This window comes from Adhaeretor mobilis (assembly GCF_007741515.1).
GTDB lineage: Bacteria > Planctomycetota > Planctomycetia > Pirellulales > Lacipirellulaceae > Adhaeretor > Adhaeretor mobilis.
Genome location: NZ_CP036263.1, coordinates 347,229 through 359,069, shown reverse-complemented (window position 1 = coordinate 359,069; position 11,841 = coordinate 347,229). Strand labels below are relative to the sequence as shown.

Annotated in this window: 7 protein-coding genes; 3 read left to right on the top strand and 4 right to left on the bottom strand. The window is 55.0% G+C overall.

Annotated features, from left to right (window positions below):
* The first annotated feature begins 17 nt into the window (after positions 1–17).
* Positions 18–3,071: a nitrite reductase large subunit NirB gene (gene nirB, locus HG15A2_RS01365; protein WP_145057090.1), complete on the top strand. Its 3,054-nt coding sequence runs from the start codon at positions 18–20 to the stop codon at positions 3,069–3,071.
* A 160-nt stretch (positions 3,072–3,231) separates the two neighbouring features.
* Here nirB and HG15A2_RS01360 read toward each other — a convergent pair whose 3' ends face one another.
* From HG15A2_RS01360 to HG15A2_RS01350, 3 genes are all read right to left on the bottom strand, one after another.
* The gene (locus tag HG15A2_RS01360; RefSeq protein ID WP_218932252.1) at positions 3,232–4,752 is read right to left on the bottom strand and encodes a sialate O-acetylesterase; all 1,521 of its coding nucleotides are present in this window, start codon (positions 4,750–4,752) and stop codon (positions 3,232–3,234) included.
* Between the two features lie 226 nt (positions 4,753–4,978).
* Positions 4,979–6,061 (bottom strand): PEP-CTERM sorting domain-containing protein, encoded by a 1,083-nt coding sequence (locus HG15A2_RS01355; protein ID WP_218932251.1) that lies wholly within the window; start codon positions 6,059–6,061, stop codon positions 4,979–4,981.
* 453 nt (positions 6,062–6,514) lie between these two features.
* The gene (locus HG15A2_RS01350) at positions 6,515–7,093 is read right to left on the bottom strand and encodes an ECF-type sigma factor (RefSeq protein WP_145057084.1); all 579 of its coding nucleotides are present in this window, start codon (positions 7,091–7,093) and stop codon (positions 6,515–6,517) included.
* A 259-nt stretch (positions 7,094–7,352) separates the two neighbouring features.
* On the opposite strand from HG15A2_RS01350, the gene HG15A2_RS01345 reads away from it, so the two are divergent.
* Positions 7,353–9,584 carry a serine/threonine-protein kinase gene (locus HG15A2_RS01345; RefSeq protein WP_218932250.1) on the top strand — a complete coding sequence of 744 codons (2,232 nt, stop codon included), beginning with the start codon at positions 7,353–7,355 and terminating at the stop codon, positions 9,582–9,584.
* A 183-nt stretch (positions 9,585–9,767) separates the two neighbouring features.
* Here the strand turns inward: HG15A2_RS01345 and HG15A2_RS01340 are convergent, their stop codons facing one another.
* On the bottom strand, positions 9,768–9,980 hold the full coding sequence (locus HG15A2_RS01340) for a hypothetical protein (protein ID WP_145057080.1): 213 nt from the start codon (positions 9,978–9,980) through the stop codon (positions 9,768–9,770).
* Positions 9,981–10,364: 384 nt separating this feature from the next.
* Here HG15A2_RS01340 and HG15A2_RS01335 point away from each other — a divergent pair, with 384 nt between their 5' ends.
* The gene (locus HG15A2_RS01335; protein WP_145057078.1) at positions 10,365–11,126 is read left to right on the top strand and encodes a thioredoxin domain-containing protein; all 762 of its coding nucleotides are present in this window, start codon (positions 10,365–10,367) and stop codon (positions 11,124–11,126) included.
* The last annotated feature ends 715 nt before the right edge of the window (positions 11,127–11,841 follow it).

The following is an 11,841-nucleotide window of genomic DNA, read 5'->3' as shown; positions in this document are numbered from 1 at the left end:
CCCTAGGCGGTTCAATCATGCATTCAACCACGAACAAGGATAGAGAAACAGTCGTCGTCATTGGCAATGGCATGGTTGGCCATCGCTTTGTCGAAAAGCTGATCGAGTTTGATTCCGGCAAACAGTACAAGATTGTTACGTTCTGCGAAGAGCCGCGGGCTGCTTACGACCGTGTTGGGTTGACTACTTTCTTTGCCCATCGCGATGCTGAGAAACTCATGCTGGCGCGCCTGGACTGGTACAAAGAAAATGGCGTCGAGCTCCACATTGGCGACCTTGCCAATAAAATTGACCGCCAGCAGCGAGTAGTCCACTCCGCTAAGGGCATCAGCATCCCGTATGACCACGTGGTACTTGCAACCGGTTCGTACCCGTTCGTCCCGCCGGTCGAAGGCATCAAGCGACCTGGCGTTTTTGTCTACCGCACGATTGAAGACCTAGAACGAATCATTGAGTATGGCAAGAAAGCCAAAGGCTGCGCCGTTTTGGGTGGCGGTCTGCTCGGGCTCGAAGCGGCGAAAGCCGCTTACGATCTGGGGGTTGAAACGCATGTGATCGAGCGTAACCCTCGCCTGATGCCACGGCAGATCGACGCAGATGGCTCAAAGATCCTCGTAAAAAAAATTGAGGAACTCGGGGTCCAGGTCCACCTCAGCAAAGTGACCCAGGAAATCCATGGCCAAGGAGCCGTTGAGCAGATCGAATTCGGAGATGGCTCGACTCTGGATGTTGATATGATTATCGCCTCGTGCGGTATCCGCCCTCGCGACGAACTCGCCAAAGAATCGGGACTCGATGTCCACGAACGCGGCGGCATCGTTGTCAGTGATAGACTTGAAACCTCCGATCCGAGCATCTACGCCATCGGCGAGGCAGCACTTCATGCAGGACGTGTCTACGGATTAGTTGCTCCGGGCTACGAAATGGCAGAGATTCTAGCCATGAACCTCACCGGTAGCGAGGCTCAGTTCACAGGAGCCGATGTATCGACCAAGCTCAAACTGATGGGCGTCGGCGTGGCCAGCTTTGGCAACAATGCCCCAGAACCAGGCGCCGCCGTGCCGCTGGTCTATGAAGACCCTTTTGGTGGCAACTACAAGAAACTCTTTTTCGATCCCAAGGGGAAACGATTGCTGGGCGGCATCCTCATCGGCGATACTTCTGACTACGGCACGCTTTCCATAATGGCGAAGACAGCTACCGAACTGCCTTGTCCTGCTGGCGATCTGCTCGGCGGTTCAGGAGGCGGTGCCGCCGCTGCATTGGGGGGTGTCGATGGGATGCCCGACGACGCTCAGGTTTGCTCCTGCAACAACGTGAGCAAAGGCGATATCTGCGACGCGATCAGCGAAGGCAACCTCACGACGCTCGCTGATGTGAAAACATGCTCTCAAGCTGGCACCGGCTGCGGCGGTTGTATGCCGATGGTTACCGACTTGTTCAAGGCCGAACTTAAGAAATCGGGTGTCGAAGTCAACAACAACCTGTGCGAGCACTTTGCGTACTCGCGACAGGAACTATTCACCATCGTGAAAGTCAAAAAGTTTCGCACCTTCGACCAACTGCTGAGCTATGTTGGTCAAGGCAACGGCTGTGAAACCTGCAAGCCAGCTGTCGCGTCGATCCTGGCTTCGCTTTGGAACGACACCATTGCCGATTCCGATCACCACACGTTGCAAGACACCAACGATCGCTTCCTTGCCAATATGCAACGGGGCGGACTCTACTCGGTCGTGCCACGCGTTCCCGGTGGCGAGATTACCCCTCAAAAACTAATCGTTCTCGGTGAAGTCGCCAAAAAGTACGGCCTTTATACGAAGATCACCGGCGGTCAGCGAGTTGACCTGTTTGGTGCTCAGCTGCATCAGCTCCCCGAAATTTGGGAAGAACTCGTTGCTGCAGGATTCGAGAGCGGCCATGCCTATGGCAAATCATTGCGCACCGTGAAGAGTTGCGTGGGCACGACCTGGTGTCGTTATGGAGTCCAGGATAGTGTCGGCTTTGCGATTCGTCTTGAGCAACGTTACCGCGGCATTCGTGCGCCGCACAAGATCAAGTTTGGCGTCTCCGGCTGCGTGCGCGAATGTGCCGAAGCTCAAGGCAAGGACTTCGGCCTCATAGCTACCGAGAAGGGATACAACCTGTATGTCGGCGGCAACGGCGGAGCGAAGCCTCGGCACGGCGATCTGTTCGCTTCGGATCTCGACGAAGAGACAACCACCAAGTACGTCGATCGCATCATGATGTATTACATCTTCACTGCCGACAAGCTCACGCGGACCTCGACTTGGCTCGAAGGCCTCGAGGGTGGTCTTGCTCACCTACAAGAAGTCGTCATTAAAGACAAACTCAGCCTTTGCGATGAACTCGAAGAGCGCATGCAGCATCTGGTGGATACCTACCAATGCGAATGGAAGGCAGTCGTCGATGATTCCGAGAAACGCAAGCTCTACCGACAGTTCGTTAATACCGAAGAAAACGAGCCGAGCATCGAGTTCATCGACGAACGGGGCCAGCATCGGCCCGCAAATTGGCCCAAGGATGGCGAGCTTGTGCAAATTGAGATGCCCAAGGAAGAGCTAGAAGTCGCGCAGAAGCAGGAAACCAACGGGAAGCCAAAGCGCCCCGAGGCTCCCAAGCCGCAATGGATTGAAGCTGGTAAGGTGAGCGACTTCCCACGCGATGGGGGAGCAGCTATCAAGTACGGCGACGTGCAAATCGCGGTCTTCAACTTCACAAGTCGTGGCGAGTGGTATGCGTGCCAAAACATGTGTCCGCACAAGAATGCGTTCGTCCTATCACGCGGCATCCTCGGCGACGCAGACGATACCCCCAAGGTCGCCTGCCCACTGCACAAAAAGCCCTTCTCCTTGAAGAGTGGTGAGTCTCTCTCGGGGGAAGAGTTCTCCGTGAAGGTATTCCCTGTGAAGATTGAGGGAGAAAGCGTGATGGTAGAATTGCCGCCCAAGCATCAGCTCGACGCTTTGCTTGCCACCAAGCTGCACATCATCGGAGAGGAATTGCCCAGCGCGTGTACTGCCTGCTCAGTCCATGAAGCAGTAGAAGTCTAGATGGCATGTTCCCGCAGGATCATGCCTCATCTAAGAGTAGCACGAGTTACGGCAGAGTCACTTTTTTACCGCCGCCGCGCCCCTATTTGGTTGCTGCGACGACCCCATCAACAAACGTCACCAGTTTTAGGAACGAGTGGGTCGACTACGCCACCTCGCGCTAGCGATTATCAACCGTAACCCCCGGCCAGTCGTCCGTTCGGAATGGCGTGAGCGGCAGGCCTACGCCGTCGAAAAGGTTGCACACCGGGTTGTTTGCCCAGGCGTAGCGTACCGCAACGGGGTTACTTACTTCCTTGCTGCTGACTTCGATGCGTTGATCCTTCAGAATTTTCGCCTCAGCCCAAACGAACTTTTTGTCTTCACCGGCAATGGCAAAGCCGAGCGGCTTCTTCACATCAAACGGTCGCCATCCTTTATGCACTTCGGTGAAGGACAGTACGATCTTCCCGTCCTGCTTTTCCATCGAACTAAACGTCGGACTTTGGCAGGGAATGCCGATGTCGTATTGCTTTGCTAGCGCCCAGCGGGCCAGGCGTTGCCCGACGATCAGTTTGTTACGCGGGTGAATGTCGTAGCCTTCCCCCTCGTTGATAATGACCGCTTCGCCCGTATTGGGGAGCGCCGCAATGGTCATCGTCTGGGCCTCACGCAACTCGGCCCAGGCGCTGTCGCCTGGCTCGGCTTGCTCTGCCTGAAAGTCGGCAAGTTGCACCCAATAGAAAGGAAAATCTCCCTGGCCCCACTCGTCACGCCAGTTGGAAATCATCAGCGGAAAGAGCTTGCGATACTGGTACGCACGGCTCGCGTTCGACTCACCCTGATACCAAATCGCTCCCTTGATACCGTAACCCAGGTGCGACTTCAGAACGCCATTGTAGATATTCGCGGGCCTTTGATTGCCGAACATTGCTCCTCGGAGTTGCTGCTGCTTCTTTTTGTCTTGCTCGCTAAGCTCGGTCTTTAGCGCAAGATCGTTGTACGCTTCTTCGCGTTGTTTCCATTTGTTCATGGTTTCCTGGTAAAACTCTTGTTCCGCTAAAACGTCGCGATTGACCCACGCGTCGGCCGCCGAACCGCCCCAGGAGTTGTTGATTAATCCAATCGGTACGTCGATCGTATTGTGTAGCTGCCGACCGAAGAAGTAACCGACGGCGGAGAAAGCTCCCACCGACTCTGGCGTAGTCAATTGCCAAGCCGCTTTGTCGTGTTTCCAAACTGGCTCCTGGCTGCCCACATTGGGAAAGTTAATCATCCGGATGCGCGGGTAGTTTGCTTCCGCTTTGACGAGATCGGCATCGTATACTTTGTTGACAACCCATTGCATGTTCGATTGACCGGAGCAGATCCAGACTTCCCCGACGAGCACATCGTCAATCGAAATCTCATTCGTGCCGCTCACCTTCAACGTATAGGGCCCGCCCACGGGTAGTGGATCGAGCAAGACGCTCCACAGTCCGGCATCGTTGGCGGTTGTCTGCTGCGATTGCTCGTGAATCTTCACCGTCACCTGCTCACCAGGCTCTGCTTTGCCCCACACTTTATTCTGCTGTCCTTGCTGCAGTACCATATGGTCGCCAAAGATGTTGGGCAGTTTTACCTCAGCGAAGCAGGGTAGGGGGGCGAGGCAAGTAAGGACCACTATCGCACGGAAGAAATTAATCAGATTAAGGTTTCTCATAAAGCTCATTCGCTCCTGCTAGGTGCCTGACAATTTGGTACGAATCAAAAGAGTCTTCTAGAGACGTAGAATAACTGTCCCGCTACGATTTTGATAGCCACCCAAATCCCTACAGCGACTATGCAATCAAGGGTTTCGGTCTCTACACAAATGAGAAAACGACCCGCCGCGATCTTTCGCGACGGGCCGCCGAAGGGGCTTTCAGAGAGTCGAGTCGTCATTCACTTCAAGCAATGCGACGGCGTCTTCCGCACCATAAACACGCAAGGCCTGTCGCACCAAGCAAGAGCGAAGTTGGTTCCGGCACAGCACTCACTGCTTCCAGGGCGTCGATGTTCTCGCTTTGGGTACCAAACGTGCCTTGCACATCAAAGGCGGTGTCCCACAGGTGCCCACCATGCTTGAGGAACTCTGCTTGCTGTCCGAAACGCCAGTGCCAAACTTCACCACCATCGAAGACGTTAGGGCCACCGTTTGGATTGGGAATCGGTGCGATGCTGAAGAGAATCGAATCGCCTGCACCAAACGTTCCATCGAAAGGATTAAAGCCTGTGCCGATGTCACGCACCATGAGGGCGTCGATGTCCAATAGTGGTTCGAGATCGGGGTTCCCTAGCGCGAGGGCGACTTGCAGTGAACTCACATAGGGTTGCACGCCACCGGGTGCGAGGATTTGATGGGTGTAGATGGCCGTGTTGTTAGGATCGCCTTGGAAGGAATAGAAGCCGGCGCGGTTTACGTCTTCTCTTCCCCACAAATCGACTGAGTCGATGTCACGGAGTAAGCCCCCTGGATGATTGTGAGATACAATCTGCGAACGCACGGCAAAGGTTTCAGCTGCTCCATTAGTACGCTCCACAGCAAGCGACGTATCGTTGCCGAGCATTTGGTCGAAGCTTGTCGATACGACCAGCGAGGTGCGATTTGCGACTACGGCGTTCAATAGGGGATCACGGATCTGGGCCATCGCATCGATTTCGTAGACATCCATTTCGCCATTGAAGCTTGCCAAATGTAAGCCGTTTTGTGCGCCACCCGTACCGTCCCACTGGCCGATCTGGGTCGGGCTTACACTGTGCGGCGTCGTCTGGTAGTTCATGTCACGTGAATCGGTGAAGTGCTTACCCGGCACACGAGCCACCTCAGGAACGACATCGACGCCTAACGGCGAAACAGGATTTACCACGGGCGTGTACTGCTCGTCAGCAAGTGCCAACAATGGGCAAAGAGCGACGAGACAGGTAACAGCACAGCTTCTGAAAGTGGTGCGTTTGATGGTTGCAATCTCTTTGATTGTTAGCGTAGTCATTAGAACTCTCCTCTGAGTGGGGCCGGCTCGAAAGTAAGGCGGCAGAAAACGGGCTTCCATTGAGAAACAGAATTGGAAAACAAAACCCAGTTAGGTTTTGGAAGCTCAGTCTGGTTCTACAGGAGGGGCGCGAGGTCTTGTCCTCGACAAGAGTCGCCCGCATGCTGTGCCGGGGCCAGGCATGGGAATACTCGCTTTCAGACAGGGGGCTTTCAAGCAAAGAAAGGGGGGGCTGAAAGTAAGATCAACAATCCGGAGAGAAACCGGACACGCTCGAGCAGAGAAGTTAAAGAAGAGTGCTACGCCCGTAATTCAGCTTGCTCTTCGCTGTTTTTCCAAAGCAGGAATGACGACAAACAATTACGCCGAAGGCGTAGTTCCTGCGGAGCGGGGCAGAGACGTCCTGCTACGGGGCTACGAAAACCGTTGGAGAACCCGAATAGCTGCTCCCTCCTACGCGTGCTCTTGCCACTCAACGCGAATGCGGGCCAGCTTTCGCGCTACTGAGCGTTCTACGATCTCGAAGTGCTCCGCGATTTCCGCGTTCGTATGCCCTTCGAGCTTCATGACGGCAATCGTGCGTAACTGTTCGTCGGGAAGCTTTGCCATCAATCGATCGACTTGCTCTGCCAGTTCCATGGCAAACTGCGGCGTCGGGGCGTCGCCCATCAGCTCAGTCATTTCCGGCACGTACTGCTCTGCCTTTTTGGTACGCTTCTGCGCGTGCTGGCGTTTCACTTCATTGATCGCTTTGCACGCGGTCATCTTCACCAGCAACGGCCACAAGCCTGTGCGATCTTGCAGGTTGGGGAAACGTCCCTCGCGAGCGGCACAGAAAAAACTGTTCAGCGCACTGAGCGCCACGTCCTCTTCATCGGCATCGCGGCCCTTCACGGTAGTTAAACGTCCGCGCGCAATGCCAGCCAACTGCGTGAAATAGCGATTCCACAACCCTTGCTGTGCCACCGACTCGTCGTCAGAAGCCAGCTGGTGTAGCCAGTGGGTAATCGATCCAGGGTCTTCGTTGCTCATTTCCGTCTCGCTCGGGGAATGCCTCCCTATATCCTACTCTCTTAGACAATTCGATCCAACTTGCTAACCTAGCGTGACGGTCAACACATTTTGGAAGCACGCTTTTTACCACAAAGAACACAAAGATCACGAAGCTCGAAATCGGAATTACATTCGTAGAACAATACTTTGTGATCTTCGTGCCCTTTGTGGGATGGATTCAACCCTACACGGCTCTACCAGATACCATTCTGTTCGACAGATAGAGTACAATCACACTATGGCTAGCAAGCATGGGAGTACCGTCGTGTCTGGAGAATCGTCGCTCACTCCGCGACTTGCGCAGAAGGTCGATGAACTATGCGATCGCTTTGAATCGGCATGGAAGGAGCCGGAAGAAGTTGGGAAGACCGGCACGCTAGGTCTGCTTGATTATCTCCAAGAAGCCCCCCCCGAATGTCGCAACGTGGCGCTCGCTGAACTTGCAGAGATTGAGCTCAACTATCGTCGGAATTCCGATGGGCGTCTGCTTACTCCCAAAGAACTGGCCGATGCCTACCCTTTGCTCAGAGCGGAAATACTCGCAGCGCTGAGTCACGTCACGACGCGGGAAAACCAAGCCAGCCCTGCAAATCGTGAAACCGTTCAGTGGCAACAGGCTAGTTCGTCAAGTGCCATCCCAGCAAAGCAGCACCTCGACTCGCAAGGCTTACACATACGTTGCCCACATTGTCGCGAAGCGGTGGAGTTGCTCGCCGATACGCCGCTGGAAGAAGTGACCTGCGTGAGCTGCGGAAGCCACTTCAGTTTAGTCGAGAGCAACGAGATCGACGTAGCTGCGCCAGTTTTGCAATCGATTGGGCGCTTTGAACTGCTTAGTCGCGTGGGCATGGGCGGGTTTGGCACAGTTTGGAAAGCGCGCGACACAGACCTTGATCGCATCGTGGCACTGAAGATCCCACGACGCGGCAATCTTAGCTCTCAAGAGATCGACTACTTCTTCCGCGAAGCACGGGCTGCCGCGCAGCTTCACCATCCGAACATCGTACCTGTCTACGAGATTGGTCGCGAAAACGAAGTCGTGTTCATCGTCAGCGAGTTCATCCGCGGCATCACGGTCGCCTCTTGGTCGACCACTCCACCGCAACCCGCGCGAGATATCGCCGAGCTGGGCGCGCAGATTGCCGATGGGCTAGAGCATGCGCACTCCCACGGCGTGATTCATCGCGACCTGAAACCTTCGAACGTGATGGTCGATGAGCAGGGCGAACCGCGGCTCATGGACTTCGGTTTGGCCAAACGGCAGACGGGCGAAGTCACGATGACTGTCGACGGGCAAATTCTTGGCACCGCCGCTTACATGTCGCCCGAACAGGCCGGCGGCAAGTCGCATTGGACGGACTGCCGAACAGACATCTACGCCCTGGGAGTTATGCTCTTCCAACTGGCCACAGGCGAGCTGCCCTATCGCGGCGATTATCAGTGGCAACTCTTCCGCAAACAAACCGAAGACGTGCCTGAGCTTCGCAAGTTCAATCGCCACATTCCCAAAGACTTCTCCACGATCTGTCTCAAATGCCTGGAGCGCGACCCCAATCGGCGCTACTCTACCGCTAAAGAAGTAGCCAGCGAACTGCGCCGCTTCGCGTCCGGAGAGCCTGTTAAGGCGAGCCCCATTAGCCGGGCTGACCGTCTGTGGCGCTGGGCAGAACGCAAACCGGCACTCGCCAGCGCCGCAATGCTCACCCTGTTCATTGCTCTCGCCGGCCCCACGGCAGCCCTTGTGATGAAATCGCAAAACGAACAACTCAAGCAAAATTCGATAGCCCAAATCGAAACCATCGCCCAAGCACAAGAAGAGAAGCAACGCCTCGGCAAGAAGAACCAAGTACTCGAGGGGCGCCTCGACGAGCTCCTTGGCAAGGTACCCGGCATCGAGCATATCGCACCGAGCTGGCAAAAAAGGCTTGTGCAGCAAATCATTAAGGCCGGCGAAGATAACTGGCCTACCGCCAACGGCCCCGAAGAACAGGCCAAACTCCACTCTGCTCTCGGTTTCATGTATGCGGCACTCGACAAGAAAGCACCAGCTGAGGACCACTTGCGCCAAGCACAAACGGCACTCGAGGAACTACTCAAGCAGCGCGCGGGCGATCCCGTTCTGCAGTCCGCCCTGGCAGAGTGCCTCGCCGAGCTCGTGAATAACACCGCCAACAAGGACGAGTCACAAGCAGCCGCAGCAGCAGCGCTGGAGCTACGCCGCCAATTAGCAGATACTCCTGAGCCCAACAGTGCCGCAATCTTCGAGCGGCTCGTCGCGGAATTGCAAGAGATCGACGCCCAAGACAAACCGGGCCACGCACTTGAGCAAGTGAAGCTCATGCAATCGCTGACCGAGAGTATTCTTCAATCGTGGCCCAACGATCCCACCGCGTTTTACGAGGCGGCTTGTCGAATTACGCTGCGCAGGGCGGTGCTCAATCAGGAGATTGAAAGCACGGAAGAGGATTGATCGTGAACTATGTGCCAACGCCGGAGCAGCAAGCAGCCCATGCAATTCGCTGAAGAACCAACAAACACTTGCCGCAAAGTCGCACCTATTCTGGAAAGATGAAGTACAGAACTCACTTCGGATCTGGCCCCTCGTAGTGAGAGCACGCTGCGTGAGCTCGGCTTCCACAAGCATCTCAACGAGCTACTCGCCATCCTTCATGGCTGCGAAGCCGGATCTTGTGAGAGAATATCCACCTCGGAAAGACTCTTTGGTCAATAGCTCCTTTTCGCTCATGAGCTCCAGTGTTTCTTTGTCCCGTTCTAAATTGGGGCCGGAAAAGCATAGCATTTGCCCCGGCGTAATTAGATATTCTTGATAGGTGTCTAATACTCGCCGCTCAGCTACTGTTAACATCGCTTACCTCTACTTGTTGGATCGACTTCAGCGTTGGATCGACTTCAGCCGTTGGTGTTGATAGACATAAACCTCTTTTACGAGGATGCGTCCTGGGTCTCTCGTTCTTGGTTCTGCTCCTTCTTCTCGCGACGAAGGGTTCTCTTTTCTTCTGCTCTTTGCTTTTTTTCCATTTCTCTACGTCGCTTTTCCATTGTGTTTTGGTTCTTCGCCATAAGTTCCCTGTGAATTGTTGGATAGGCTTCTAGTGGATCTTTGCTTGTGCTGTGCCCCTCATTCTAACGCGATACGGCGTCGAGCGACACTCACCTCGTAAGTTGGTCGATGTGGCCGATCGACTCGATATCGTCCTTGTGTCGCCTGAGAGTAGCGCTGAGATTCTCTGTGGAGACCATCCATCTGGGGTACTTTCTGCAAGCTACACTCTTACTGTCGAACAAGACACTTGTACGTCTGGTGGTAGCGATGAGAACGATTCTTCTGACCTCGATAATCGTCTGCGGGACGATTTTTCTGACATTTCGCTTCGAAGAACAGCTGCAAACTGCCGCGGCAACGATTTTGCCGAGCAGTCGAGCGACGACGCAGGATTTCGATTGGCCACCCAAACTCAACGAAACCTACCCCGATTTTCAACTGATCGATCAAGAGGGCACACCGACACGTCTGTCCGAATTCAAAGGGAAGATCATCTTGCTTGAGCCCATTGGCATGCCCTGCAAAGCATGCCAAGCTTTTAGCGGTGGACATGAACGGGGTGGGTTCCGCGACATCCCGCCACAACCGGGGCTGCCCTCAATCGAGGAAGCAGCTCGGAAGTACGGAGGCTTTGATCTTTCCGACGATCGGATCGTCAAGATTCGCCTACTGCTCTATAGCCTAGCCATGCGTGCCCCAACGGCTGAAGATGCGCGAGCATGGGCTGAGCACTTTGGTTTGGAACGTGCTAAGAACGAAATCGTACTGGCCGGTTTACCCTCAATGATTGGCGACGCATCGTACCGAATGATTCCGGGCCTGCAATTGATCGACCAGGAAATGGTTTTGCGTGCCGATGGCACAGGGCGATCCCATCAGCAGCACGATCTCTATCGAGAATTGCTGCCAGGGGTACGGAAGATGCTGGAAGGCGAAGCTCCGTTTTAGAGCCGTCGGTAGCGGTGCCGAATGGTAGTCGAACTTCGGCGCAAGTCCAGCACTCACTGCACAACTGGCAAGCGTTCCGGAGCCGTCTACACTGGTGCTCTTGCTCGCTTGATCACTCCCGTTGCGGGCCGGAGGAAACGTAGCACAGTTCCGAGTTGGAGCAAAGCGCTCCGCTCGCCGGCGTACCCGTTTCCCCGGGCGCCGGCGGGTGGTGTTGTATTTCGGGCCCCTTTTCTAGCGCAGGTGGGCTACCCATTTGCTGCGTAGCAATTTGCCGTTCGTGACACATGACAATCTGTTCTCTGCTGCTTAGCACAGCACCGTTACTGTGCTCGACGTTTCACGTCGGCGTTCATTACGAAACGACCAGATACTCGCTCTGTACCAAGCCACGAGCGAGCGCTCGTGTCTTTAGATGCTGAAGGAGGATATCGTTGTCGAGCATTCCGAACAGCGAGATGCCCGACCCAATAAGAACAGGAGCAGTCGTCACAATAATGCTCTGAACCAGATGAGCCTTGAGAAGCCGGTGTGATTTAGGCCGCCGGGGAAACTATAGGGTCAGGGCTCGATGCCGCCTGCGCCAGTACGTCGAAGGCAACTGCCAGCCTATCAATAGGCGCGGGCAGGTGGGCTTATCGTGGCGCCTCCGTTTGCGATATTGTGAGAAACGATTGCGCGTCAAGAAGATCGTAGTTCCTTGAAGTTCTGGTAA

Bases quoted from the DNA above. Each gene is read 5' to 3' on its own strand.
- nirB (WP_145057090.1), top strand. From the start codon at position 18: ATGCATTCAACCACGAACAAGGATAGAGAAACAGTCGTCGTCATTGGC.
- HG15A2_RS01345 (WP_218932250.1), top strand. From the start codon at position 7,353: ATGGCTAGCAAGCATGGGAGTACCGTCGTGTCTGGAGAATCGTCGCTC.
- HG15A2_RS01350 (WP_145057084.1), bottom strand. From the start codon at position 7,093: ATGAGCAACGAAGACCCTGGATCGATTACCCACTGGCTACACCAGCTG.
- HG15A2_RS01340 (WP_145057080.1), bottom strand. From the start codon at position 9,980: ATGTTAACAGTAGCTGAGCGGCGAGTATTAGACACCTATCAAGAATAT.
- HG15A2_RS01355 (WP_218932251.1), bottom strand. From the start codon at position 6,061: ATGACTACGCTAACAATCAAAGAGATTGCAACCATCAAACGCACCACT.
- HG15A2_RS01360 (WP_218932252.1), bottom strand. From the start codon at position 4,752: ATGAGAAACCTTAATCTGATTAATTTCTTCCGTGCGATAGTGGTCCTT.